Source organism: Vibrio sp. MarTm2, assembly GCF_027587055.1.
Taxonomy (GTDB): Bacteria; Pseudomonadota; Gammaproteobacteria; order Enterobacterales; family Vibrionaceae; genus Vibrio; species Vibrio sinaloensis_D.
Genome location: NZ_JAPPTK010000007.1, coordinates 11,949 through 36,281, shown reverse-complemented (window position 1 = coordinate 36,281; position 24,333 = coordinate 11,949). Strand labels below are relative to the sequence as shown.

Annotated in this window: 26 protein-coding genes and 1 tRNA gene; 15 read left to right on the top strand and 12 right to left on the bottom strand. The window is 45.4% G+C overall.

Going from position 1 to position 24,333, the window contains the following annotated elements:
* Nucleotides 1–152: 152 nt before the first annotated feature.
* The 7 genes from OH458_RS14205 to OH458_RS14175 all read left to right on the top strand — a co-directional run bounded on the left by OH458_RS14205 (nucleotide 153) and on the right by OH458_RS14175 (nucleotide 6,311).
* A complete protein-coding gene (locus OH458_RS14205) occupies nucleotides 153–521 on the top strand; it encodes a HesB/IscA family protein (RefSeq protein WP_005469967.1) in 369 nt (122 codons plus the stop codon).
* A 2-nt stretch (nucleotides 522–523) separates the two neighbouring features.
* Nucleotides 524–1,987: a Fe-S cluster assembly protein SufB gene (gene sufB, locus OH458_RS14200; RefSeq protein ID WP_269978793.1), complete on the top strand. Its 1,464-nt coding sequence runs from the start codon at nucleotides 524–526 to the stop codon at nucleotides 1,985–1,987.
* A 4-nt stretch (nucleotides 1,988–1,991) separates the two neighbouring features.
* Nucleotides 1,992–2,738, top strand: a complete 747-nt coding sequence (gene sufC / locus OH458_RS14195) for a Fe-S cluster assembly ATPase SufC (protein ID WP_269978792.1) — start codon at nucleotides 1,992–1,994, stop codon at nucleotides 2,736–2,738.
* The gene (sufD, locus tag OH458_RS14190) at nucleotides 2,713–3,984 is read left to right on the top strand and encodes a Fe-S cluster assembly protein SufD (protein WP_269978791.1); all 1,272 of its coding nucleotides are present in this window, start codon (nucleotides 2,713–2,715) and stop codon (nucleotides 3,982–3,984) included. Before sufC ends, sufD begins: the two co-directional genes overlap by 26 nt.
* Entirely contained in the window at nucleotides 3,977–5,209 is a 1,233-nt protein-coding gene (locus OH458_RS14185; RefSeq protein WP_269978897.1) for an aminotransferase class V-fold PLP-dependent enzyme, read from the top strand. The genes sufD and OH458_RS14185 overlap by 8 nt, the downstream gene beginning before the upstream one ends.
* 5 nt (nucleotides 5,210–5,214) lie before the next feature.
* Complete coding sequence (locus tag OH458_RS14180) at nucleotides 5,215–5,643, top strand: SufE family protein (protein ID WP_269978790.1); 429 nt, start codon at nucleotides 5,215–5,217, stop codon at nucleotides 5,641–5,643.
* A gap of 329 nt (nucleotides 5,644–5,972) precedes the next feature.
* On the top strand, nucleotides 5,973–6,311 hold the full coding sequence (locus OH458_RS14175; protein ID WP_269978896.1) for a thiamine-phosphate diphosphorylase: 339 nt from the start codon (nucleotides 5,973–5,975) through the stop codon (nucleotides 6,309–6,311).
* Nucleotides 6,312–6,366: 55 nt separating this feature from the next.
* Here OH458_RS14175 and OH458_RS14170 read toward each other — a convergent pair whose 3' ends face one another.
* Nucleotides 6,367–6,975 (bottom strand): hypothetical protein, encoded by a 609-nt coding sequence (locus tag OH458_RS14170; protein WP_269978789.1) that lies wholly within the window; start codon nucleotides 6,973–6,975, stop codon nucleotides 6,367–6,369.
* Nucleotides 6,976–7,277: 302 nt separating this feature from the next.
* Between OH458_RS14170 and OH458_RS14165 the strand changes: the two genes are divergently transcribed.
* Together OH458_RS14165 and nqrM are read left to right on the top strand one after the other, a co-directional pair.
* Nucleotides 7,278–7,706, top strand: coding sequence for a NifB/NifX family molybdenum-iron cluster-binding protein (locus tag OH458_RS14165; RefSeq protein WP_269978788.1), 429 nt, complete (start codon nucleotides 7,278–7,280; stop codon nucleotides 7,704–7,706).
* On the top strand, nucleotides 7,703–7,897 hold the full coding sequence (gene nqrM, locus OH458_RS14160; protein WP_043886560.1) for a (Na+)-NQR maturation NqrM: 195 nt from the start codon (nucleotides 7,703–7,705) through the stop codon (nucleotides 7,895–7,897). The genes OH458_RS14165 and nqrM overlap by 4 nt, the downstream gene beginning before the upstream one ends.
* Before the next feature lie 7 nt (nucleotides 7,898–7,904).
* Here nqrM and OH458_RS14155 read toward each other — a convergent pair whose 3' ends face one another.
* The 6 genes from OH458_RS14155 to OH458_RS14130 form a co-directional block, all read right to left on the bottom strand.
* Entirely contained in the window at nucleotides 7,905–8,177 is a 273-nt protein-coding gene (locus OH458_RS14155; RefSeq protein WP_269978787.1) for a DUF134 domain-containing protein, read from the bottom strand.
* Nucleotides 8,178–8,336: 159 nt separating this feature from the next.
* Nucleotides 8,337–8,756 (bottom strand): VOC family protein, encoded by a 420-nt coding sequence (locus OH458_RS14150; protein WP_005470294.1) that lies wholly within the window; start codon nucleotides 8,754–8,756, stop codon nucleotides 8,337–8,339.
* 83 nt (nucleotides 8,757–8,839) lie between these two features.
* Entirely contained in the window at nucleotides 8,840–10,633 is a 1,794-nt protein-coding gene (locus OH458_RS14145) for a cation:proton antiporter (protein ID WP_269978786.1), read from the bottom strand.
* A gap of 270 nt (nucleotides 10,634–10,903) precedes the next feature.
* Complete coding sequence (locus tag OH458_RS14140) at nucleotides 10,904–12,067, bottom strand: trypsin-like serine peptidase (protein ID WP_269978785.1); 1,164 nt, start codon at nucleotides 12,065–12,067, stop codon at nucleotides 10,904–10,906.
* Nucleotides 12,068–12,739 carry a hypothetical protein gene (locus tag OH458_RS14135; RefSeq protein ID WP_269978784.1) on the bottom strand — a complete coding sequence of 224 codons (672 nt, stop codon included), beginning with the start codon at nucleotides 12,737–12,739 and terminating at the stop codon, nucleotides 12,068–12,070.
* Nucleotides 12,740–13,019: 280 nt separating this feature from the next.
* Nucleotides 13,020–13,110: transfer RNA gene (locus OH458_RS14130), tRNA-Ser, on the bottom strand.
* A gap of 317 nt (nucleotides 13,111–13,427) precedes the next feature.
* Between OH458_RS14130 and OH458_RS14125 the strand changes: the two genes are divergently transcribed.
* Nucleotides 13,428–14,129, top strand: a complete 702-nt coding sequence (locus OH458_RS14125; protein WP_269978783.1) for a MaoC family dehydratase — start codon at nucleotides 13,428–13,430, stop codon at nucleotides 14,127–14,129.
* Nucleotides 14,130–14,194: 65 nt separating this feature from the next.
* Here the strand turns inward: OH458_RS14125 and OH458_RS14120 are convergent, their stop codons facing one another.
* Nucleotides 14,195–14,770, bottom strand: coding sequence for a malate synthase (locus tag OH458_RS14120; RefSeq protein ID WP_005470108.1), 576 nt, complete (start codon nucleotides 14,768–14,770; stop codon nucleotides 14,195–14,197).
* Between the two features lie 161 nt (nucleotides 14,771–14,931).
* Between OH458_RS14120 and OH458_RS14115 the strand changes: the two genes are divergently transcribed.
* On the top strand, nucleotides 14,932–16,455 hold the full coding sequence (locus OH458_RS14115) for a DUF3612 domain-containing protein (protein ID WP_072016629.1): 1,524 nt from the start codon (nucleotides 14,932–14,934) through the stop codon (nucleotides 16,453–16,455).
* Nucleotides 16,456–16,752: 297 nt separating this feature from the next.
* Here OH458_RS14115 and OH458_RS14110 read toward each other — a convergent pair whose 3' ends face one another.
* Complete coding sequence (locus OH458_RS14110) at nucleotides 16,753–17,187, bottom strand: Mpo1 family 2-hydroxy fatty acid dioxygenase (protein ID WP_269978782.1); 435 nt, start codon at nucleotides 17,185–17,187, stop codon at nucleotides 16,753–16,755.
* 59 nt (nucleotides 17,188–17,246) lie between these two features.
* The gene (locus tag OH458_RS14105) at nucleotides 17,247–18,632 is read right to left on the bottom strand and encodes a diguanylate cyclase (protein WP_269978781.1); all 1,386 of its coding nucleotides are present in this window, start codon (nucleotides 18,630–18,632) and stop codon (nucleotides 17,247–17,249) included.
* A gap of 293 nt (nucleotides 18,633–18,925) precedes the next feature.
* Here OH458_RS14105 and OH458_RS14100 point away from each other — a divergent pair, with 293 nt between their 5' ends.
* Nucleotides 18,926–19,987 (top strand): DUF3541 domain-containing protein, encoded by a 1,062-nt coding sequence (locus OH458_RS14100; protein ID WP_269978780.1) that lies wholly within the window; start codon nucleotides 18,926–18,928, stop codon nucleotides 19,985–19,987.
* 328 nt (nucleotides 19,988–20,315) lie between these two features.
* A complete protein-coding gene (locus OH458_RS14095; protein WP_269978779.1) occupies nucleotides 20,316–21,458 on the top strand; it encodes a GGDEF domain-containing protein in 1,143 nt (380 codons plus the stop codon).
* On the opposite strand, the gene OH458_RS14090 is transcribed toward OH458_RS14095, so the two are convergent.
* Together OH458_RS14090 and ppnP are read right to left on the bottom strand one after the other, a co-directional pair.
* A complete protein-coding gene (locus tag OH458_RS14090; protein ID WP_043886564.1) occupies nucleotides 21,455–21,733 on the bottom strand; it encodes a hypothetical protein in 279 nt (92 codons plus the stop codon). The two genes, OH458_RS14095 and OH458_RS14090, sit on opposite strands and share 4 nt — an antisense overlap.
* Before the next feature lie 204 nt (nucleotides 21,734–21,937).
* Nucleotides 21,938–22,219 (bottom strand): pyrimidine/purine nucleoside phosphorylase, encoded by a 282-nt coding sequence (ppnP, locus tag OH458_RS14085; RefSeq protein ID WP_269978778.1) that lies wholly within the window; start codon nucleotides 22,217–22,219, stop codon nucleotides 21,938–21,940.
* A gap of 371 nt (nucleotides 22,220–22,590) precedes the next feature.
* Between ppnP and OH458_RS14080 the strand changes: the two genes are divergently transcribed.
* Complete coding sequence (locus tag OH458_RS14080) at nucleotides 22,591–23,031, top strand: DUF2850 domain-containing protein (RefSeq protein ID WP_269978777.1); 441 nt, start codon at nucleotides 22,591–22,593, stop codon at nucleotides 23,029–23,031.
* Between the two features lie 155 nt (nucleotides 23,032–23,186).
* Nucleotides 23,187–24,278, top strand: coding sequence for a mechanosensitive ion channel family protein (locus tag OH458_RS14075; RefSeq protein WP_269978776.1), 1,092 nt, complete (start codon nucleotides 23,187–23,189; stop codon nucleotides 24,276–24,278).
* Nucleotides 24,279–24,333 lie beyond the last annotated feature (55 nt).

Below are 24,333 nucleotides of genomic sequence, written 5' to 3'. Positions count from 1 at the left end.
AATTATTATCAATTGAAGCTACATATAGTATTGCTAGGTAACTATTTGTCAATATATAGAAGCCAACTGCATTATCCTCACTAAACTCATGGTTGATAAATAAATGATAATCAATATCATTCTCATGCACTTTCGAACAACAGGAATTTTAAATGAGTATTCCAAGTTCAGATTCAACTCAAATCTCTATTCACGATATGGAGTGGCAAGGAGTCCGTCTCTCTGAGAGCGCGGCAAAACGCGTCGCGGGGCTAACCAAACAAGGACAGTATTTTCACCTTAGTGTCCGCCCCTCTGGCTGCACTGGGTTTGCCTATGAAGTCACGCTAGTCGACACTATCGCAGAGGATGATTTGCGATTTGAGTCACACAACACCCCTTTCTATGTCTCGTTGAGCGCCATGCCAATGCTTGACGGTACTGAGTTGGATTTCGTCCGCCAAGGCCTTAACAGTCATTTCGTCTACAACAATCCCAATGTGAAAAACCTTTGCGGTTGCGGCGAAAGCTTTGGAGTTTGATCATGTGTGCAGTTGAAACACAGCCCGAAGTCGAAGAACTATTCCAAACCAGTCATTACAAAGAGGGTTTTTACACCCAACTTTCGTCTGACACACTCTCCAAAGGCATCAACGAAGACGTTGTTCGTGCCATCTCAGCAAAACGTGGCGAGCCAGAATGGATGTTGCAATTTAGGTTAGACGCCTTCAGAAAATGGCAGCAAATGGCGGAGCCGCACTGGCTCAAAGCCGAATATCCCGAGCTGGATTATCAGGACTACAGCTACTACTCAGCACCAAGCTGCGCAAGTTGTAACACAGGCTGCTCAGCTGATGGTTCCAATGAATATTTGACCAGAGAAGTTGAAACCGCTTTTGAGCAACTCGGTGTGCCAGTTCGTGAAGGTGCGGAGGTGGCCGTTGATGCCATTTTTGATTCCGTTTCTGTTACCACAACCTACAAGAATGAACTGAAAGAGTTGGGAATCATCTTTTGTTCGTTTAGTGAAGCGATCCAAGAGCATCCCGAACTGGTACAGCAGTATCTAGGTACCGTCGTTCCGCCTGAAGACAATTTTTTTGCCGCGTTGAATGCAGCTGTCGCCTCCGACGGCACCTTTGTTTACATCCCTAAAGGTGTTCGATGCCCTAGGGAGTTGTCGACCTATTTCCGCATCAATCAAGCGAAGACGGGCCAGTTTGAACGCACCATATTGATCGCTGACGAAGAGTCTTATGTCAGCTACATCGAAGGTTGCTCAGCCCCCATGCGCGATAGCTACCAACTGCACGCCGCGGTTGTGGAAGTCATTATTCATGATCGTGCAGAAGTAAAATACTCGACCGTTCAAAACTGGTTCTCTGGCGAAGAGGATAGCCAAGGCGGCATCTTAAACTTTGTCACCAAAAGAGCTGTGTGCGAAGGCGACCACAGCAAGATGTCATGGACTCAATCTGAAACGGGTTCTGCGATTACCTGGAAATACCCAAGTGTCATTCTCAAGGGTGACTATTCTGTTGGAGAATTCTTCTCGGTGGCGCTGACTAATGGCGTTCAACAAGCCGATACAGGAACAAAGATGATTCATATCGGCAAGCACACGCGCTCTACCATCATCTCCAAAGGTATCTCCGCGGGTAAGAGTGAAAACAGTTACCGTGGCCTCGTCAAGATACTGCCCCACGCCGAAGAGGCGCGTAATTTCACCCAATGCGACTCCATGTTGATCGGCACTCAATGTGGCGCACATACCTTCCCTTACATCGAAGTGAAAAACCCAACGGCACAAGTGGAGCATGAGGCAACCACCTCGCGGATTGGTGAAGACCAGCTGTTTTACTGCGTACAACGCGGCATCAGTGAAGATGATGCTATTTCTATGATTGTAAACGGGTTTTGCAAAGACGTATTTTCAGAATTACCACTTGAGTTTGCTGTAGAAGCCCAAAAACTGCTTTCAATCAGCCTTGAGCATAGCGTGGGATAAATCAATGCTAGAAATTAAAGATCTACACGTGAGTGTAGAAGACAATACAATACTTAAAGGCATCAGCCTGACGGTAAAACCAGGCGAAGTTCACGCGATCATGGGGCCGAATGGCTCGGGTAAAAGTACCCTTTCTGCGACACTCGCGGGCAAAGATGACTATGAAGTTGATGCAGGCGAGATACTATTTAAAGGCAAAGACCTGACCGAACTGGATCCAGAAAAACGGGCGGGTGAAGGTGTCTTCCTTGCATTCCAATACCCAGTTGAAATTCCGGGCGTCAGCAACAGGCTTTTTCTCAATACCGCATTAAATGAAATTCGTAATTATCGTGGCCAAGAGCCATTAGATCGCTTTGATTTTGAAGATCTATTGGAAGAGAAAGCAAATCTACTCAAGATGCCAACCGCCCTGCTCAATCGTTCAGTGAATGAAGGTTTCTCCGGCGGCGAGAAAAAGCGCAACGACATTTTGCAGATGGCGGTGTTGTCACCCGATCTATGCATTCTTGATGAGACGGACTCTGGTCTAGACATAGATGCGTTAAAAGCCGTTTCTTCTGGCGTTAACGCTCTGCAAGATGGTCAGCGAGCCTTCATCCTTGTCACTCACTACCAACGTATTCTGAATTACATCAAACCAGATTATGTGCATGTCTTGTACAAAGGAAAAATCGTGCGATCAGGCGATCACACACTGGCACACGAGCTAGAGGAGAAAGGCTATGGGTGGATTACTGGTGAAGAGTAACTGTCCTTCAGTGGATGCCTTACAGCACCTAGTACAGGGCCAAGACTGGCAACAAAATCAATTTGTTAAAGCCAAATCTGTGGGTTTACCTAGCGCTAAAGCAGAAGGATGGAAGTACACACCTCTCGAACAGTTCTATTCGCTGCCACTGCAACCTGCGGCCTTGCAGTCAGCGGAAAATATCTCTTATGAAGGGCTCAGCCTAGGTATCGATGCCTATCGACTCGTTTTCTTTGATGGTCACTTTTCAGCAAGATGTTCCGATTGGATTCCTAAAGTGCGCGTCACTCCGCTCAACGTGCTAACCGCAATCGAAACCAATGAGCTCTCGCGCTCAGTGCGAGCCGATGCGTTTACCTACTTGAATGATGCGACAGCATCAGGCGGCGTGCTGATTGAAGTCGAGCCCAATACGCGAGTCACCAAGCCGATTTATCTACTGCATATCAGCTCTGGTCAAAAAGGCGAAGTGTGTAGCTATCGCCATCATATTGAGATGGCTCCCCTATCGGAACTCGAAGTTATCGAGCATCACATCTCATTTGAGCAAGGAGGCGGAGTGACGTTGTCACGATTAACAAGCTATATTGGTGAAGGTGCTAACTACCAGCACACCAAGTTGATCGAAGAATCAAACCAGCAACATCACTTTGGCCACAACGATATTCGCTTGCAAAGAAATGCCAAAGCGAATTCGACGGCCGTGCTGTTATCAGGCCTGTTGGTTCGTCATCAAACCAGTTCAGAACTGAGCGGCGATAATGGCGAGTTGGCGATGAACAGCGTCGCCATGCCGAGAGATGATCAGACGTTTGATAGCCGAACGTATCTTAAGCACAATGCTCCACACTGCCGCAGCGAGCAAATGCATAAGATTATCGGTCGAGACAAAGGCAACGCGGTCTTCGATGGCATGATTTACGTTGATCCGGTCGCCCTGAAAACTGATGGCCAAATGGACACCCATAGCTTGTTGCTCAGTGACCATGCACAAGTAAACTGCAAACCTCAGTTAGAAATTTACGCCGATGATGTGAAATGTAGCCACGGCGCAACCACGGGGCAGTTGGATAACAATCAAATTGACTATATGCGTGCAAGAGGAATAAACCGACAACAAGCCGAACAGATGCTGTTGTCCGCGTTCGTTTGCGAGGTTGCCGACAAAATCCGCCATCCAAGCCTGCGAAGTTACGTGAATACCAAACTCGCAGACTCGTTACACAAAGAGGTTAACCATTGCTGATTTACCTCCCATTGCAAGCCCGTGGGCAAAGGACTTTCCAGCGCTAGGTACGCAAGTCTATGGTAAGCCGCTGGTTTATCTTGATACGGCCGCCACCGCGCAGACACCTGCTTCAGTAATTGAAAGAATGACGCAATTTTATCAGCGCGACTACGCTAGCGTTCATCGTGGCGCTCACTATCTCAGCGCCAAGGCGACCGAAGATATGGAGCTGGTGCGAACTCAAGTTGTTGATTTCATCAACGCCGCCGAAGCCAGCAACATTGTGTTTACTAAAGGCACCACTGAAGCCATCAACTTAGTGGCCAATAGTTACCTTCGACCAAAAGTAAAACCAGAAGACGAAATCATCGTCACTGAAATGGAGCACCATGCCAACCTTGTCCCGTGGCAACTGTTATCCGATCTTTGCGGTGTAAAGATTCGCGTCTGGGAAGTGAACAACCAAGGCCAACTCGATGTGGCAGAGCTTAAAAAACTGCTCAACAACAAAACGCGCTTAGTCGCATTGACCCATGTTTCCAATGTGCTGGGGCAGGTAAATCCGGTGAAGAATATAGTCAAACTGGCACATCAAGCAAACGTGCCTGTACTGATAGATGGCGCTCAAGCGGTTATGCATCAGCAAGTGGATGTCAGCGAGTTAGACTGCGACTTTTATGCTTTCTCTGCCCACAAACTCTACGGCCCAACAGGTACTGGGGTGCTCTACGCCAAAACCGAGCACTTGACTAGCATGGTGCCATGGGAAGGGGGCGGCGCGATGATCGATCAAGTGACGCTTCCTATCGGCACATCTTATGGGCAAGCGCCCTGGAAGTTTGAAGCAGGAACGCCCAACATCGCGGGTATATTAGGTTTAGGGGCTGCGATTGAGTATGTTGAAAACATCGGCCTGAACGCAATCGCGGCACACGAAGCCAAGCTTATGCGCTATATGGAGAACTCGTTAGCCAACGTGGCTGGAATCGAAATCTATGGAGAGAGCAAAAATCGCAGCGGCTTGATCTCATTTAACCTCAAAGGCCATCACTCGTTTGACGTGGGTGCATTTCTAGACAGATACGGTATCGCAATTCGTACTGGCCACCACTGCGCCATGCCGCTGGTGAAAAAGCTCGGCCAAAGTTCTGTCTGTCGCGCGTCCATAGGACTGTACACCAGCCCAAACGATATCGACAACTTGTGTCAGGCGCTGCAACGAATCAGCCAGTTGTTAAGGTGATTATTATGACACCAGAAAAAGTACTCAAAAACTTTAGCCGCTGCGCCGATTGGGAAGAGCGATATCTTTATCTCATCGAACTCGGTGAACGCTTACCCGCCTACCCGTTAGACAAGCAGCGAGATGACTACCTGGTAGCAGGCTGCCAAAGTCAGGTTTGGGTCGATATTCATTGCTCGAAGCAAGGAATTCTCACTTTACGCGCCACCAGCGACTCTTCCATCGTTAAGGGGTTATTGTCGTTGATTTCGATTGCCTACGATCAGCAAAGTGTCGAGCACGCGAAGCGCTTTGACGTTCACGCCTGGTTTGATTCGCTAGAGTTAAAATCTCATCTTACTCCGGGAAGAACGCAAGGGCTGGATGCTATTATTCAACACGTTCGCCATCTTGCCGCTGAAAGTGACATTACACCGCTCCCCAATAGCGAATAGACATCACATCAAGAGGCCTACGCTCTGGCCTCTTGCTCTCAAACAAAATCGTTTGTCGTCTAGATAAAATCCATCAGTTGCTGCTCTCACACCTAGTCACTACACTGCGCCCGTCCCTAGCGCTGTGGGCCTATTACGCTCTTTAATATTGATGACTATTCGATGCAACCAAACTATCTGGTTGATCCAACAATGCGCCCCCTAGATAGCCCCCTTTTAAAGAACTCGTTCTATTAACCTTTTGAGCGCATGTAAACGCTCTCAACTATCTACATGACTTTATTGGAGTACTCGTTGTGAACAAACTTAAAGGCATCAGCCAGAATCGCATCGGAAAAGAGCGTATCAAGCGTGAATATGATCTGCGCGTTCTTAACCTCGTCGGTGAAAGCGAATACCAATCTCGTATGGCGATCTGGAACAACCTTAACTTCACGAGTGATACCGTCAATGACATTAAAACATTTGTTGATCAGGCATTTAGCACGTTACAGCAAGAGCTGTCTAACAATAAGGCGGAGCTAAACATCGATTACAATGAGTTTGTAATTACCGCAAACGAAGAGATTAACTATATTAAAGGCAATGTCGCGGATACCACTTCTCAGTACTTTTGGTATGCGATGATTGCACTTATGGTGGCCGGTACAATCGCGATTTGTGTCTAGGTATTGGTACCTGCTCTACGGAATCAAAAAAGGCGAACCTAGGTTCGCCTTTCTACTATTTCAGTACATCTCCGACCTCTGGGTCAGCGAAGATTTTCTCAAAACGAGCTTTATAAATAAGCATCATTTCATTCATGATGGCACCACTATCTGGGATGTCATTTTCTCCTGAAAATTTCTTGGTAACTACTTTTGTTCCTGTCTTGTCTGACGCAACAACATCTAGATCATACCAAGATGAATCAGAAAACGGATGGAAATCATATTTCCATTCATTGAGTACAAACAAAATAGATGGCTTTCCATCACTCTTCAACGTAGAAGCTATCTCGTTAAGCGGGGTATTGATCGTTGTTGGGTACTGTGTCACTTCTACACCCTTTTGTTTCATACCGTGCTCTAGTCGTTTACCCAAATAAGTCGCCATTGGTTCACGCGTCACAGTTGAATGGCTGTAGGGGATACCGATACTACTGCGAATAATGCCTTCGAAATCAGCCTGCTTGTCTTCGTCCAAAACGTATGGTCGTTGATCAAGTACCGCAAAAGAAACTGACTTGGTTGTACTAGGAATCGTTACCTGAGGTGCCGATTCATCAACTGATAGCGGGCTAACACAACCCATTAAGTAAAAACTGCTGAATACGACAATAAGCCATTTCATATTACGTAATATATCTAACCTTTTAACATTGTTTTATTAATTTTATTTCTTACCCTACCTATCACTCATTAGTGCTAGTTAGCAATAAGGATGCGAACAATATCAGCTAGTTATGCTTTATAAAACCATTACCAATGTATAAAGTGATCTAGATATAAAACGGTTTAATTTCATACAAATAAATACGCCTCTACGAAACAACCCTCGATCTTCGATATCTAAGAGTTCAAATTTGTTAATGGCATATGCCATTAACAAGCGTATAGTCATGCTGTTTAAATCAGAAAAAGCTAGGAGACAGCATGATTTACGCCGTGCCGTGCAATAGCACATTGATCAGTAACCACTTCTCTCGTTGCGAGCAAATCGCCATCATCGATTCAACCACTCATCAGACTCAATACCTGTCTATCGCGCCCGATACTTCTTGTTGTAGCGTAAAGAAAAAGTGGCAACAGGTTATAGCTGGTTACAAAGTAGACGTTGTTGTGGTGAGGAACATTGGCCAAAATATGCTCAAGGGACTGTTTCAGTCTCATGTTAAGGTGCTAGCTGCAAAAGCGAGGCAAGATATACGCAACATCCATTTTTCCGAGCTTATGACAGTGGAGAGTTTGGACTACGGCCGTGTATCACCAAAGAAAAAAGCCTGTGGCAACGGGAACAACGCCACATCCTCTTTGGCACTGCCGCAGTCAGGCTGGCACTCAATCCGGAGGATTAAACGATGACATTACTGCTTACTGTACTTATATTCGTGAGTTTTATCAGCCTCATGGCGATAGGGGTCATGTTCTCTCGCCGACCGATTCAAGGCAGCTGTGGCGGTCTATCTAAACTAAGTATTGCTCGGGAGTGTAATTGCAAAGACACTTGCGAAGGAACAAAGCGCACGCTTTATCAAATTAAAGAGCCTGATTAAGCGCCTGCTATTGAAGCTTTAGAGCGTGACCTTGGATGATGCTGCTCGCAACCTTTTGCCTCGCTCGTTTGATAATATTGCCAAACGTTTGACGTGACACCTGCATCTGCACCGCAGCATCAATCTGATTGAGCCCTTCTTGATCGGCGAGCCTCAGCGCTTCTAACTCATCTGGCAGCAGTTCGACAACTTGCAGTTCGTCCATCGTAACGCCATTAGGTTTGTAAAAAGCATAAGCTGCACGCGTGCAGACTTTACGGTGTATTTTCGGGCGAGCCATAATCTCAATCCAACAGTTTCTCAAAGAGACGTTATCGTTACATCGGTGCAAGATTGTAGCAACCTAGCCGAGACTAAACCATCTGAATCCAAAGGTTGCATTTATGACTGAGCCGATTTCGCGCAGAGAGGTCCGGATAGTCTCTGCGCTTGCCTGCAACTAACTCGATAGATTGCGCAGCTTTGGATCGTCGGTAAGATATTCGACAAACTCTACCTCAAAACCCGCAGGGTCAACGAAGTAGATGTTCTTACGGTACGGTTCTTCAGCGCCAGGTTTGGCGATAGAAAAACCTGCGTCTTGTAGGCGGCCGATCACGGCATCAATATTGTTGGTGACATAGGCAAAATGCGCTAATCCAACCTGATGGCCGGGTAAATCACGGTTCTCCCCTTCCCCGTGGTCACTCAGCGCAATGTATTGATACTCATCACCAAAATGTAACCAGTTTCTCGGCTTTCCACTCCACTCGCCCTGACCTTCATCGCGAACATACCAATGCGGGAACGCAGCTTGATAGAACTTCAACATTTCTGGGATATCTTTTACTACTAAGTTCACATGCTCTAGTTGAATCATGGTTTTCTCCTTTGATTTCTTAGCCAACGGAGACCATGCTAAAACCTCAAGTTAGGTTTAGGTAAAGTGTTTTTTTGCTTTTTTTACTCAGGTGCGTTTTTCACTAGCGCGACCATGATCTCGCCACTTTCAGGCTTAAAGCTCTCTGGCTGGGTGATCAGATTGATATGCTGAGCGGTACTGACGACAAATAGAGGCACCACCGTCGCTGATTGGTATTGCAATTGGTAATCCTCGAAGGTGAAACTATCGCTTATTCGAGTGTGCTTAACCTCCGCCCCCTGAGCGATCAAGCTGGCGATTTGTTTATAGCCAATGGATCCTCCAAGCAGCAACGAATAAGAATGCTCTCCATTATGAGAAAGCTTGTCTAATGAATCTTGGCTCTTTTTATCTTGCAGGCTAAACACTTTTCTGGCGCCAAATTCATGAGAAAAGTGCACGCCCGCCACAGAGTTTAAGTGTTGGTCGGGAGTAACGGATATCACCTGCCCTATACCGATCAAGTCTAAATACTCATCCGCATGGCTTGAAGTTGGATTCCCATAGTAACTTTCAAAACCCGCCATGCGCGCCTTACTAACGTAATCCCAGTTGGTATCCGACATCAGTACACGGCAATCGTAGTTTTTTATTGCAGTACCAATTGTTCGAGCCACATCATTTGCGCCAACAATGAGGAAGCCTCGCGGAGACGGTTCCGCAACCCCAAGCAACCTTGCAACGGGACGCGCTGTCGCACTTTGCAGTACGACTGTCCCAATGATCACCATAAAGATAAGGGGCACCAGCAGATTCGCCTGTGAGACTTCTAAGTGCGTTAATTTTAGGGCAAACAACGAGGACACCGCGGCGGCTACAATACCACGTGGAGCAACCCAAGCGAGGAAGGCTTTCTCTTGAAGCTCTAGGCTACTTTTGAGGGTTGAGAGAAAGATGGATACCGGACGCGATACAAGCTGGATAAAGGCAAACAACACCAACGCGGATAGACCTAGCTGTTCAAAATCACTGAGCTCAACACTGGCTGCGAGCAAAATAAACAAACCAGAAATAAACAGGATGGTTAAGTTCTCTTTAAAATGAAGAATATGACTGATGTTGACGCCCTTGGCATTGGCCAACCACACCCCCATCACGGTGACCGTCAATAAGCCTGATTCGTGCTCTAAATAATTTGAGGCGGTAAATACCCCAAGTAATATGACAAGAACGGCAAAAGGCTGCAGATACTCAGGTAGCCAATGCCGCCTTATGATTGCTGCGACTAAAGCGCCTGCCGCAATACCAAGCGCAAAACCAATGAGCAGTATGAGTCCAAACACAATCAGACTGTTCACTTGGCTTTGCGAGACAATAAACTCGTAGACCATAACAACAAACAGAGCGCCCAACGGATCAATCAGTATCCCTTCCCAACGCAGAATGTTTGACAACTTGCTACTGGGTCGCACGGTGCGAAGCAAAGGCACAATCACCGTAGGCCCCGTCACAACGGTCAAACTACCGAACAGTAAAGAGAGGGCCCAATCAAACCCTAATAGATAGTGGGTAGCCGCTGATGTCATTGCCCAAGAGATGATGGCCCCAAGGGTCACAATGCTCCAAACGCTTTTGCTTATTCCTCTTATCTGCTTAAAGTTCAGTGTCAGGCTGCCTTCAAACAGGATCACAGCGACGGCAAGGGAGATAAACGGGAAGTAAAGCTCACCCAAGGTATCTTGAGGTTGGAGCACACCTAAGATAGGTCCAACAATGAGCCCTGTGACTAACAAGAATAGAATCGCTGGCAATTTAAAATGCCAAGCAACCCACTGACAGCACAACCCCAACAATCCAATACTGGCCAGAGTCAGCGCCATTGTTTCTGAAGACATCAACAAATTCCATTTCGTGGACCTAATGAATCTTGATTAAGCACGCTTGCCTAACCCTTTTCCCAGGTCATGAGTTAACTGTGATTTCCGCTTACACGGATGAATAAGAGAGTACTCCTTTAAAGTAGCCAACAATCGACCATTATTGAAAGCACCATTTGCCAAAACCAAAAAGGACGGTTTATAAAAACCGTCCTTAAAGAAGAGTGAGCCATGTGGCCAACTACTTGAAATACGCTATTAAGCTTAATCTAATTGGCCTACAGTAGCTTACTTAATCGCAAAGTAGTCCAGCGCTATGCGCCCTTTGCCTTCTAGGTTACCGATAGGTTGCATCTCCACTTTGATGGCCTCTCCCTTTAACTCAAATTCGTTAACCGTCACCTTAATCGCATCACTATCAAATGAGTTCACATCAACATTCGCAGCGACGATGCGGCCGTCTACAATCAAATCAAAGGCAGGAATCTCAGCTTGCTTGGGAACCACAAACTCTATCGAATAACGTTCGCCCGGCGTGGCATAAGCCGTGGCATAGATTCCACCATTGTCATACCAACCAGTTCCATTGAAATCAAAGCTCTCTGCTTTCCAGTAGCTGAAGTACGCATGATAGTCCTCGCTATTTTCTGGCGATGCTGGCGTCCATTTCACTTCATCAAGTTTTACTTCCTCTACATAGCTGAAGCCATGCGTCTGCATCGTTTGTTTGATGAAATCAAGGCGAGTGAGCGTGTTTTCAAACGTATCAAACCAGTAGCGTGCGCCTATCTGTATCCCAATCTCGCCCAAAATGTAAAACTCTCCATCCTTTTCAACCGTGATACCAGACCCTGAATCCCCAAGAATCGAATGCCACTGCAGATCGGTTTGCGGGGTATAGGCGTCGTCAAAAACCAATGGCGTCACCCAACGGTTGTGGCGATCAAGGTAAACGTATTTTGTCCCGCCATTTCGACCGTTATAGTTTCCGTAGCCAATCTGATTAACTTTATAGTGCTCTTTTGGATCAAACATACCTTCAACGGGCAACTTGGCAGGCTTAATCCCAGTGATCGGTGTATCCAATCGAACAAGCGCGAAGTCTCTACCATCAGGAGACGTAAACTCGTATTCCCCATACTCCCCATTCGGATCGGTAATCGCACTGACGCTTTTTACCTGATGGAACACACCATCCTCATCTTTTTCGAACGATGAGCACGTAACTCGGTTTTGATAGTTTTCAGATTTTGCGCCACTCACATGATCCGCTGTAATAACCCAGAATGGATCGATAAGAGTCGCGCTGCCCGCGTTCATGTGACAAGCGAAGTCAAACTTGCTCTGCAAAGCAAACTCTTTATGCTGCTGAACGGAGCGGTCAGCACGACCTAAGCCTGCTTTGGCAGAAAATGACGCCAACACTGCGGTAGCAATAAGTAACTTGTTCATTTATTTGCCCTCACTTAGGTTGATCGCTTCCAAGCTCAAATAGCCGTCGTTTTGTGACCAACTAAATTGATCAGGCTTAAATGCAAGTTGAATCGTTAAAATGTCTGCATCAGATTCGGTAGTGAACTGCACACTATTTTGGGTCGTCGCGATGCTGGTCGGATAGAAGTTATCAATAGTGATGCACTCTTCGTTTAGGCAAGCAGTAAACTCTGAGGCGGACAACCAGTTGTGAGTATACAAATCAAGCCTAAAGTCACCTGATTTACCTGGCTTAACCTGAAAAGAAAAACCACCACCCGGCTTGGCATAAATGGCATGATTCGACTCATCGAGGTAGTCTTTAGAGCTTCCGCCTTCCCAATAGTACTCGTTACCATGGGCTGGCTTTTCGTTCTTTAATTCGTATTCACCCATCATCTGAACATCACTGATCAGATCGACACTTTGCTTGGCAGCAAAACGATGTTCACCGTACCAAAACGCCCAATCTAAACCATCAAGATCAACGACATCGGCATAGCGAGAATCACCTTGATTTAGTGTGTAGCCGTAGAATTCTGACGATATCAACAGCGACTCGCCCGCGACGATAGAAATATTGGACAACTGATTTTCAGCCGCCAAAGCACCACTCGATAGAAACAGCAGAGCCATTATTTTTAGCTTCATTATTACCCTCCGTTATAGATAGCCTCATGACTATACATTGGAAAAATGAAGCGTAATTGCATGCGTTTAATATCAGGAATGAAACTTCAATTAATTTAACTGCTTACAGTTGCTTACTTGTAAACAGGCGAGGCTTTGTGTAAATGGTACGAAATTCTATATTAATCGAAATATGACATTATGTAGGAGAAGAGAAATTGAGAAAAGAAAGTGAAGTAGAAACGAAAGTGAAATAGAAACGAAAAAGCCCGCTAACTAATTAGCGGGCTTCTCTTGAATGTGGCGGAGAGATAGGGATTTGAACCCTAGATACGCTATTAACGTATGCCGGTTTTCAAGACCGGTGCTTTCAACCACTCAGCCATCTCTCCGTTGCGGAATGTATAGTAGGTTTTGGCACAACTCTTGTAAAGCAATAATTTGAGGCAACGTGTTCAAGTGGTGAGTTTTCACACACCCGACTAAACTCTAGTCAGATGGAATAACGCTGTTGTGTATGATTTTTGTTGTACAAAAACTCTAATCTTTAGATTCTAATAAAATAGTGTTTTATTTATAATTTAATGAATTTATTGAATTTAAGCACTTTCAAGCAACAGATGTACGCTCGAAAGTCATTGCACAATATTGTGAAGTAATTCAAACTTACTGAGTTAATCGAACCAAATTGTATATTTCAGAGGTTTTTATGAAAGTCGCTGACCTGTTTAAACATCGTGGTGAATCCCACTCAAAACATCATTCAGAATTCATGCAGTGGATGTCTCCAACTGTGCGTGAGTACTGGGGAGAGTTTTTGACGAAGGCAAACAATCGCCACCTTTTTACACGTCTACGCGATCTTCAACAACCTGCTGTTAATGACGAAGTTGAGTCTCCTGCTCCAATTACGACTGAGCAGCCTAAAACCATCGAACTCAAGCCAGAAGCCCAAGCCTTGTATCAAGAGCTTCAAGAAAAAATTGGTGAAGTCATTCATGTGGGTGATTGGCTAGATGTCTCGCAAGAGCGAATTAATCAATTTGGTGCCGTTACCGAAGACATGCAGTGGATCCATACCGATCCTGAACGTGCGGCGGCTGAGTCGCCTTTCAAGACAACGATTGCACACGGTTTTTTGACTTTGGCGCTATTGCCAAAACTGACGGACAGCGTCGACCCTGACCAAAACCTATTTCCAACCGCGAAGATGGTGGTCAACATCGGTCTCAACCAAGTTCGTTTTCCTTACCCAGTAAAATCAGACAACCGCATTCGCGCAGTGAGCACTTTGTCAAAGGTAACGCCTATTCGCAAAGGGTTAGAGATTGAGCGCGAAATTAAAGTTGAAATCGACGGTGTTCGACGCCCAGGCGCAGTAGTGACATCGGTCATTCAATTGCATTTCTAACTCGATAACAGAAATCAAAAAAAAGGATACGCATGCGTATCCTTTTTTGTTTCTACTGTTTAGCGCTATTTATTCATGGTGTAACAGCATTCCAAGTCGTAGTCCTCACCGCTTTTTGCTGTGTAGGCTTTTGATTCTGTGCACGCTTTAGGTTTACCCTTCTCATCGCCTCGAACCAAGCTGATCCAGTGACGCATTGCGGAAATTTCAGAGCTTTCTTGAGGGAACATGGTGCATGTTTCCAGTTGGATATCATCAATTTCAATCAGCTCAACGCAACCAGTCCCTTTATGGCGACCAAATGTCAGCTCAACGTGGCTGCCGTTACCATCGCGGAATAAAATCGACGTTGGCGTCTCCTTTTCACCGCTGTAAGCGACAAAGTGCTTGTTGCTTTTCAAACCACTGTGAGACCCATCCTTGAAATACGCTACAAGGTGGCGGTAATCAACCATGTATGCCGTTACTTCTTGGTGAGAGCCGTTCTCTAATGGAAACATACGATCCAGTAGCTGTTTTGCTTTTGTTTGCTTCTCAGATGATTGCTTCGAGTTTGTTTTCTCTACCGCGAAGACTGCTTCAGCGATAAATGGCTTGTCTTGTTTTTGGATGTCTGTTTTATCGATTGTAAGCATGTTCATAGCGTTTCCCTCGCGGATATTTCACAACTTTTATGTCCTAGAGCAAAGATTTCAAACTTGCGTTCAGTTGTTTTAAGTTTTGTGACTTTGCTTACTTTCTATACTAGTGATTTTTTGACTACAATTTCACAACAAAAATTTTACAATGTGAATTTTACAAAATTATGCTGTCGAAAAGTCTTATACGTCAGTCCCATTTTTTAGGGACGAAGATCAGAAATCTTAGAAAACGCAACCACTTAACCATGGAAGATCTCTCTGCACGTTGCATTCGAGTAAATCCAGAATACGCTCCTTCGGTTTCTTACCTGTCAATGATTGAGCGGGGCAAACGAGTCCCTAGTATCGATATGCTAGAAGTCATTGCGGAAGTGTTCCAAAAAGATCCCGCTTGGTTTTTAGATGATGAGCCTGAGCAAACGGACATCACTCCCGACAAGGGGAATCGTGGTGGGATCAGTGGCATGGCGCTTGAGCCAAGTTTCCTGTTCTCTAACGATATTCTTCAAATCGCAATCCCTGAGATGCTCTCGCAAACGGGAATCACCGGACGCCAGTTCGCGCATTTGCTTATTCGAGCGCATCAGGAAAACAACCAGAATCACTTTCCTGATCTGGAACGCGCAGCCGAAGAGATTGGGCTGAAGCGCCTTAACCTCTCTGCAGAAGACTTAATGGATATCGCACGCAGCATGGGGCTTACCATCCGTTGGACGTCTCGCCCGCCACAAGACATTGTCGACGAACTTGGCGTTAGTGCTAAACAAGTCGTTACCTCCTTTTTCGAGCCACCCGGCTTTATCTACTTGAATGAAATACTCAAGCAGTACCCTACGCGCCTTAAATATGACCTGGCGGTCTATCTAGGTCACTGTGTGTTACACAACAAAGAAGGGTTGAAGAGCGTTCTCTCTGTCGGTCACGCCAATAGCTGGGAAGACAATACTCAGCAAGTGAATCCAACGTCTGAGTTGAACTCACAAGACATACTCCAAGCCTGGCGAGATTTTGAGTCCAGCTTCTTTGCTGGTGCATTGCTCTGTCCTAAGGTGCCATTTCGTCAGTTGCTTGATCGAAATGGCTACGAGATCGATGTTCATGCTAAGGCAGGCGTCTCCCCATCGGTTGCGATGAGGCGCATGACCGTTGTCTCCCCTTATCCGCACTGGCACTACTTTGATGCGTATGGGCAGAACAAACTCAAAGCAGTCTATCGGGGAAATGGTATCCCGCTCCCTTGGGGCAACATGCGACAAGTTAACGACCCATGCCAACACTGGGCGGTGTTTAGACGTCTTTCTGAGCCTCGCAGTGGCAGTTCAGCGCAGATCTCCATTTTGAATGTGGGCGACGAGCCAAGAATTTACTGCTGCGAGTCCATTAACATGACTGACCCTGCAGGCAACAATCGCGTTCTCTGTGCTGGCATTGATTTAAATCCGGCGATCGATGCACAAGGCGGAGACTCGAGAAACATTGCGGAAGAGCTCAAATCCTTGTGTGTCAGCCAAGGTGGTTCTGCGCCCATTCCAAGACATATTCAAAAGGAGTTCACGACCATCGCGAAGATTCTCAACATCAATTGGATAGAACGTGGAATTGAAACGGATGCGCGAGTGATTTGTTCCCGTGGTGCAGTTTGCCCAAGAAAACCAAGCTGCTATAGCGGATGCCAAGACGCCTAGCCCAAAAAGAAAAAAAAAGCCAATCACAATAATCGTGATTGGCTGTATTTGATTGTGAACAAATTTCGGTTCACTAACAACGTCAGTTGGCTAGGTGACCCTCGGCTTAATAAGGGTCATTACATTCAAAGCATGATACGTGCCAACTTTTTCTATCAATAAAAATCGTTGATTTTGTTCACTTAATAAACTGTTTCTTAAAAACAAGGCTCATAAAGTAGTCTCGAAATGATAACTTTCGCATAATGCAAAAATTACAATCTTTGCAAAATGCAAAGTCCTGGTTAACTACTTGCGTTACTTCTTCCTAAATACCCAAATAGGACCAATCAATAGGTAAACCAGATCGTCAAGAAATGAAGGTCTTTTCCCTTCTATTTTGTGCCCAATAAACTGCAGTAACCACAAACTCGCAAAGCCAGTCAAAGAGATAAGGAAGACGGGAAGCTGCATCAAGTCGAGGGACCAAATCAATGAGATGCAGGCTAACGTGAATCCGAGCATCATAAGAAAGACACTCAACGAAAGCCGAAAGTAGAATACCCAGATCGGCATCGCTGCGACCCAGACCCAGTTAACGGTTGTGCCAAGCAAGTTAATTGGCGGAATAGACCAAACCAAACCGACGACCGAAAGGAAAATACCGGGTACCGCGACTTGATGAATTTTCTGATTGATTGGATGCTGATGGCTCTCGCCGTAATCCGCTAACCACTGAGCTAAACTGCGCATACTGACCTCACAACCGACTCTTTATATTGTCTATAGCATGGTTTGAGAGTATTTGCCCACTAGCTCAATGAGTTAACATCATTTCTTTGTGACTGGCGCCGCTTCTCTAAATACATTCTCTCGTCCGCCAGCTTCAGCATATCTTCTATGGTCGTAAAATCCGGATGGTACAATGCGTAACCAACACTGACGTGAATATTGATGAGTTGCTGATCGTAAATCACTGGACTGTGACAAATTGCTCGCTGAAGCTCGAGGTTAATGTGCTCAATGTCTTCAGACTTGGTCACTCGTGGCAACAGCACTAAAAACTCGTCTCCGCCAATGCGGGCAACAACATCCGAGGATCGCAGTACTCCCTTAATTCTTTCTGCCGTTGCAATGAGTACTTTATCGCCAGCAACATGACCGTAACTGTCATTGATTGCCTTAAATTTATCAAGATCGATGTTTAGAATGGCAAAGCCTTCTTCAGCCCCGCGTTTTTTAGCAGCGTCGAACTGATTTTCTATGGTGTACAAAAAATAACGTCGGTTTGGCAAACGAGTAAGAGCGTCTTGAAGGGAGCGTTTTTTCGCAACAGAATACAACCGATAAACCAACACAAATGCCAACGCCAGTAGCACTAACAGCGGATAGCCGATAAGCCTGACCGCATGGACACGATACCATTCACTCTTGCTTAAGAGGTCTTGCTTTGTGCTTGCGGCAATATGCCAGCTACCATAAGGAAAATAGACATTCTCCGTGGCAAATGCTGTCTTGTAGACATTAGCATCCCCATAAAAGTGCTCACCTTCTGCACCTGTACTGTCTAGCCCACGCATCGCAATATTGTATTTGTGCTCAAACTTTTCGATACCCACATCGTGGAACAGAGAGTTTAAATCGAGCACGACACTGCACACGCCCCAATAGCGGCTGTTGTATGGCGGATCTTCATAAATGGGTACACGGGCAATCAAACCTTTACCGCCTTGAACTAAATTGACGGGACCAGCAATGAAAATATCTTGGATCTCATTCGCTTTGCGAACAGTGCGCCACTGGCTTGGAACGGTCTTATAGTCTAAGCCCAAAGCAGCCTCATTTCCTTGAATGGGGTAGATGTATTTGATGACATCGTTAGGCGCAAGGCCGATGATTTTGATATGGCTACTTTTGCGCATAATACTTGAGGCGATAAGCCCCCAGCCATTAAATTCAAATTCAGGGTTTGCAGCAAGCAACACCGATATACTGTTTGCAGCAAAAATATCAGACACAATCGCCGCTTCCAGTTCGGAACGAATAATCGAGAGTTCTTCTTTAGCTCGCCCCAGCAAGCTATCTCGCAAAAAATTTTTCTGACTGCGATCCATGACTTCGACCAATCCAATTGCGAAGCTACTGATCAAGATAATAAATATGTAGACAGACCAACGCCTGTTTATGCGATCCTGCATTTCTTCCCCAAAACTAAAAAGCGCTCAAAGCCTTTTTCGACAGCGTAGTTGATTTTCTAGCACTTCTACGGTGCTGTATTTTTGTCATTTCTATCAATTATACAAAAAGGCGCATTGATTTGGATATTTTTTCATCTCATATTCAGTCAATATTTTGCAGCTATCTGACAAGCCCTTTACATCCAGCAAAGCAATAATTGATATTTTATCGCCAATTCAAACTCAATCACTTCCCCACCAAGGAATGGTTCGCCTACTCAACGAGATAGGCTTCGATAGGTAATGGTATTTTTATGCGCCAACGAATACTCGCCCTTTGCTTAGGGCTCGCTCTACTGCCTACAGTTTACGCTACCGACTTAAACGAAGAGTCAGCGGACATCATCAAGCAGACATACGAAAGCCAGCTGTACACTTTACCAGCGTTCAAAGAAGGACATTACGGGCTGCGTATGTACCGACAAACGCTAGATGACAAATACGCCGCTGCGGTTTGGAGTGACATGGCGCGTGTTGCGAGTCGGCTTAATCGTTTTGCGGCAGAGGTGAGCACACCGGAGCAAATCTTGCTCTACTCAGAGAAGCGCATTGCCGGCTATCAAGACGAGACAGACGAACGCAGCGTGCGTCGCTACACCGTGACAAAACACATGCCTGAATACCTCTACTTAGGTGTGGACTTGCTAGGCTCGATGGCGCGAGCCAATGAATATGGCTTAAAGCACAAAGAAGACGCGAAGCTGCGCCAAGTGATTCGCCGCTACGACTTCAACAAATACGCCACAGATCCAGAAATGATCCGAGCGTGGGCGGCTCAACTCGCAAACCAAGTCTTTTGGCTAAAGCAACTGGGCGAGCAAGATGTCACCCAAGCTTTTATTGAATCCTTTAAAGCCACTTATCCAGACAACGAAGACAAAAAGTTGTCCAAACAGCAGTATGGCAACAAGCTTTACGGTTTGACGCATATAATCTTCGCCGATTCGCAGTATTACCAACGTCTTGTTAGCGAAAAACACTACCAATGGATTTATGATTATTTTCGCGCCAATATCGATACAATTCTGCTCAGAGCGAAAGAGGATATCATCGCCGAAGTAGGCATCAGCTTTTTGCTGGCAGGTCTAGAAGACGACCCTGTTGTGGCAAAGACCCGCGACGCAATACGCAAGTCGATTGATAAAGACAAGGGGATGATTCCGTCTGTTTCAGGGGATTTTGATTTGGCTTACGGTGAACACAGAAACGTTTTAGCAATCATGCTACTAGATTGGCAAAGCGTTAACAAAGCCCCGACAATAGAACAGCATCCACGGTTTTTTTCTCGTCTTCCATACGGTTTAGAGAAGAAGTAGCGCACTCTGAACTGTTGAGGGAATGCACAAAACGAAGAGTACCGTTAGACCATTTTATTATATAGAGTTGTAAATAGCGGTATTTTTCGATTTCAATTCAGCGACTTATAAACGTCAACAAATTAGCACAAGCTAAAAATCCTACTAATATACAATGTGTTACCTAAGCGCCAATTTTACCTCCACCGAGCCCCTTGAATAAAAATACTAAACTACACTCATATTAATTGAGAGTATTCGTTAATCAGACAACTATCAATACTGAAGCAAAATCACATTTTACTTCTAGAATTTATGCAAGCAATACCAAAAATAGGACTTGCGGTGAATGGGTAATTTTGTCGGTCGGCATTTAGAAGAAATGGCGGACTTGCGCTCTTCGAGAAAGTATAAGGTGGTGCAGATATGTTCGGTCGTCTCCACCGCGATATTGCTAGTCTACAGTACGGTACATTTTCTTAACGGGTCCTTACTCTTTGCCATTTTTAACTTGGGGTGTACGCTCATCCTGCTCCTTAACCTATGGTTTGGACGACATCAGCAAGCGCGCTTTAATGACTTGATACTCAGCGGGGTCTTACTTCTTCAAGGCACCACCTTATTGCTCTATGGTGAACACGGACCAGGAACGCTTGTTTGGCTGTATCCAATTCTCGCAGCTGTCATATTTGCCAATGAATTCAAAATCGGCTCAATATTGAGCACCTCATTCTGCTTGTTGGTCGCCATTATTACACTGTCCGGTGGAGCCATCACATTAGAATCACTGTCAGCCGACCGATTTGTGATCAGCTTGTTTGCACTCTGCTTACTTTGCAATACCTCGGCCTATTTTTACGATAAAGCGGTAGCCTATATTCAATCTTTATATCGCGAAGGTATTGAAGATCTCGCCTACTTTGATCAACTGACTGGACTTGCCAATCGTTGGAGCTTTGAAAGCTGGGCGATCGAGAAACTGGAAGAAGAGCGGCACAGCAACACGCTCACCGCGATGATATTTTTAGATATTGATGACTTCAAAGCGATTAATGACTGCTACGGCCACGATGTCGGCGATCGCGTATTGCAGCACTTTTCGCGCAGACTGAAGAATAATATCCGAAACAAAGACAGGAAAACCGACAAGCATGATTATTCCATCGCTCGATTTGCCGGAGATGAATTTGTTCTCCTGCTCTACGGAGTCAAAAGTCGTGCAGATCTTGAAGGCATACTCAATCGCATCCTGAACCTATTTGAGGACTGCTATCAGGGAAAAGAAGAAATCGGCAAAGTCAACGTGAGCCTCGGAGTTGCGCTGTTTCCTGAAGATGCTGACACCTTAGCCGAGCTCACCCGCTGCGCAGACAAAGCGATGTACTCCGCCAAACACAGTGGTAAGAATAAGTTTCACTACTATCGAAAAGATCGGGGGGAACAACCAAAGAAGCAAGATAATGTAACACCTATTACTCAAAAAAGAGTTTAGCCCGACATATACATTAACCATAAGCTGACTGCCATAACCACAATCATCCAAACGGCATATCTTACTGTATTAGGTTTGTTCTTCTTAGGTTGAATTATTGGCTTGAATGCAGCGTCCTTAGCGTCTGCCAACACAGATTGTCGAGTCGATAGCTTTTCTCGTCTCTTTTGAGCTGAAGACGCGACTTTCCCGAAACGATGCAACTGGTCCTGAGTCAAATCTTGGCTCGGGTCATACCGTTGGTGAGAATCTTTATGCTTGGGGACAACAGCCATGTTCACCTCCTAGTTGCAACTCCTCGTAGTACAAGTGTAGCTTAGGTTTATCTTGATAACTTTGATAATAACTGAAAGTTAGTTCGGCAAAATCGAATCGTTACTCAGAACAAACGAAGATGATTTAGAGCATAAAGCAAAGGAAAACCCAAAATGTAGAACGTCGCAAAGCTCGCGACGTTTTACATATTGGGATGATTGAGTTTATAGGTATTCACATAGGTAAGCAGTCGTTACCAATATTTTGACGTCAAATGAAGAGTCTCCAAGCACATCGAAAGACTCTCCCGACTTGTAGGTAACCCATTCGCTTTCACCATTTCTCTTTACCGCCATTTCACCTTTTACAACCGTCATTTTTTCTGGCGCTGCTGTACCAAAGGTGTATTCACCAGCAAGCATGACTCCAACACTCGAGTTCTCTTCGCCCTGCGTGTAGCCCAACGACTTTACACCATCATCGAAATAGCTGTTTACTGTAATCATATGTCCCTCATGAACCTGTTTAATCAAATTATTGTTGTCACGTTGTAATCGATATTGTCGGTCACAGCAATCTAAAATGCTGAAATCTAACCAATGTCGACAGCGTATGTGTCTAAATCAAAGCGTGCCTATACAGATTTCATACTGTTGAAGAAGATCTCATTGCCGTTGACTGCTAGTCTTACAATAACCAGTGACAGTTTACTCTGTTTTCTCATTGAGTTAGCGACGTTGAGCACTCAATGGATTTGGGGTAAATATCAAATTTCTTGGTCAGGTAATTGATTTAAATATTCATTTCTTTCAAGCTGACTTTGGTTGACGAGTTCCACTAGGAATGGCAGTTCACATCCATTGCTTCAAAGGTAGTTATGATCCAAGCCAAAATTATCAAGTTGTTGTTTGTTGCCATATTCCTATCTTTGGCAGCTGGCTTTTCATCGCTACTCTATTTTAGCTACAACGACTATATTCACCCCAAACACGTATACGGTACTTGGATAGAAGTCGGAGCCCCTTCTTACAGCACCGAGACGCTTACTCTGAATGAACAGGGCGTATTCCGTAATAATCGCCTTATAGCCACCAGCTTTGAGTTTGATGGAGAGCAAGTCTTTATCGAAACAGGTAGTGGTACCACCATCTATCAGATTGCAGGAACGTTTAATTCCCCGCAGTTGCGTCGTCTTCAGCCAAGCATACCGATCCAACGCTTCGTCAAAGCAGGTTATGAAGACACTGTCGATATGGAGGGTGGTGGTGGCGCAAGCAAAAGACGCGCTGCACTATCAGAGCATTTTAGTAACAAATAGGATCGCTCTCTATTTAGGCTTATTGTTCAAGCCAACCGTTTCTTCACCTTGACGTTTCAATCCAGAAACAACCACCCGTAACTCCATCACCCGACCTAGTATCACTACAAAGGATTGCTTATAATCGCTCCTCCACCATAATAAGAATCGTTTATATGGATCAGCTACTTTCCTACTTACCGCCTTCAATAGCCGGCTTGTTAGAGCAATGGGATACCAACGTCATACTCATCACTGTTGCCAGCTTTTTTGCTTGGGTTATCTGGAGAATCGTTTATGGACGATTGGAGATCCTAGCGGAAAAAACTCGCTTTCACTGGGATGATCTCACGCTTGCTGCGTTGAAAACGCCCGTCAGCACTTTGATTTGGTGTTGGCCAGCGACCGTTTCACTTGGCTTTCTACTCCAAGATCATATGGGTGATAAGCTCAACTGGCTAAGCACCGTCAAGCTCCTGCTCGTTATTGCTATCTTCGTCTGGATTACCATACGCTTAATTAACAACATCGAAGAGTATGTACTTGACCAAACGAACCGAGACGAGACCACCGTACAAGCGGTAGCCAAAGTTTCGCGTTTGTTCTTCATTGTCATTGGTGGGATGACGGTCATGCAAGCCTTCGGTTTGAGCCTTTCCGGTCTGCTCACCTTCGGTGGTGTCGGTGGTTTAATTGTCGGTCTGGCTGCTAAGGACTTGCTGTCCAACTTCTTTGGCGGAATGATGATTTACTTTGATCGTCCGTTCAAGGTCGGCGACTGGATTCGCTCCCCAGATAGACAAATAGAGGGTACCGTAGAACGTATCGGCTGGCGCATGACCATCATCCGCACCTTTGACAAACGGCCGCTATATGTCCCTAACTCCGTCTTCAGTAGTATTGTGGTAGAAAACCCTTCACGCATGCAAAACAGACGCATCAATGAGACGATTGGTGTCCGATATGACGACAGCACTCAGGTTGAAACCATCGTTGAAGAGATAAAAGAGATGCTGAAAACCCATCCGGATATCGACGCTAAACAGACGTTGATCGTCAACTTCAACGGCTTTGGACCATCATCACTGGATATTATGGTCTACACCTTTACTAAAACCGTCAACTGGGTGAGATTTCACAAAGTAAAGCAAGACGTATTACTGAAGATATTGGCAATCGTCCATCAAAATGGCGCGGATATCGCCTACCCAACTCAAACCATTAAGTTGGACGCACAAAGCAACGAGATGCAAGGCGAACCCGTTTAGCAAATAAAACAAAGGCTAGCAAAACGCTAGCCTTTTCAACCCCCCAATCTTGAGA

Coding starts and splice junctions, on each gene's coding strand:
- OH458_RS14205 (WP_005469967.1), top strand. CDS start 153: ATGAGTATTCCAAGTTCAGATTCAACTCAAATCTCTATTCACGATATG.
- sufB (WP_269978793.1), top strand. CDS start 524: ATGTGTGCAGTTGAAACACAGCCCGAAGTCGAAGAACTATTCCAAACC.
- sufC (WP_269978792.1), top strand. CDS start 1,992: ATGCTAGAAATTAAAGATCTACACGTGAGTGTAGAAGACAATACAATA.
- sufD (WP_269978791.1), top strand. CDS start 2,713: ATGGGTGGATTACTGGTGAAGAGTAACTGTCCTTCAGTGGATGCCTTA.
- OH458_RS14180 (WP_269978790.1), top strand. CDS start 5,215: ATGACACCAGAAAAAGTACTCAAAAACTTTAGCCGCTGCGCCGATTGG.
- OH458_RS14170 (WP_269978789.1), bottom strand. CDS start 6,975: ATGAAATGGCTTATTGTCGTATTCAGCAGTTTTTACTTAATGGGTTGT.
- OH458_RS14165 (WP_269978788.1), top strand. CDS start 7,278: ATGATTTACGCCGTGCCGTGCAATAGCACATTGATCAGTAACCACTTC.
- nqrM (WP_043886560.1), top strand. CDS start 7,703: ATGACATTACTGCTTACTGTACTTATATTCGTGAGTTTTATCAGCCTC.
- OH458_RS14155 (WP_269978787.1), bottom strand. CDS start 8,177: ATGGCTCGCCCGAAAATACACCGTAAAGTCTGCACGCGTGCAGCTTAT.
- OH458_RS14150 (WP_005470294.1), bottom strand. CDS start 8,756: ATGATTCAACTAGAGCATGTGAACTTAGTAGTAAAAGATATCCCAGAA.
- OH458_RS14145 (WP_269978786.1), bottom strand. CDS start 10,633: ATGTCTTCAGAAACAATGGCGCTGACTCTGGCCAGTATTGGATTGTTG.
- OH458_RS14140 (WP_269978785.1), bottom strand. CDS start 12,067: ATGAACAAGTTACTTATTGCTACCGCAGTGTTGGCGTCATTTTCTGCC.
- OH458_RS14135 (WP_269978784.1), bottom strand. CDS start 12,739: ATGAAGCTAAAAATAATGGCTCTGCTGTTTCTATCGAGTGGTGCTTTG.
- OH458_RS14125 (WP_269978783.1), top strand. CDS start 13,428: ATGAAAGTCGCTGACCTGTTTAAACATCGTGGTGAATCCCACTCAAAA.
- OH458_RS14120 (WP_005470108.1), bottom strand. CDS start 14,770: ATGAACATGCTTACAATCGATAAAACAGACATCCAAAAACAAGACAAG.
- OH458_RS14110 (WP_269978782.1), bottom strand. CDS start 17,187: ATGCGCAGTTTAGCTCAGTGGTTAGCGGATTACGGCGAGAGCCATCAG.
- OH458_RS14105 (WP_269978781.1), bottom strand. CDS start 18,632: ATGCAGGATCGCATAAACAGGCGTTGGTCTGTCTACATATTTATTATC.
- OH458_RS14100 (WP_269978780.1), top strand. CDS start 18,926: ATGCGCCAACGAATACTCGCCCTTTGCTTAGGGCTCGCTCTACTGCCT.
- OH458_RS14095 (WP_269978779.1), top strand. CDS start 20,316: ATGGGTAATTTTGTCGGTCGGCATTTAGAAGAAATGGCGGACTTGCGC.
- OH458_RS14090 (WP_043886564.1), bottom strand. CDS start 21,733: ATGGCTGTTGTCCCCAAGCATAAAGATTCTCACCAACGGTATGACCCG.
- ppnP (WP_269978778.1), bottom strand. CDS start 22,219: ATGATTACAGTAAACAGCTATTTCGATGATGGTGTAAAGTCGTTGGGC.
- OH458_RS14080 (WP_269978777.1), top strand. CDS start 22,591: ATGATCCAAGCCAAAATTATCAAGTTGTTGTTTGTTGCCATATTCCTA.
- OH458_RS14075 (WP_269978776.1), top strand. CDS start 23,187: ATGGATCAGCTACTTTCCTACTTACCGCCTTCAATAGCCGGCTTGTTA.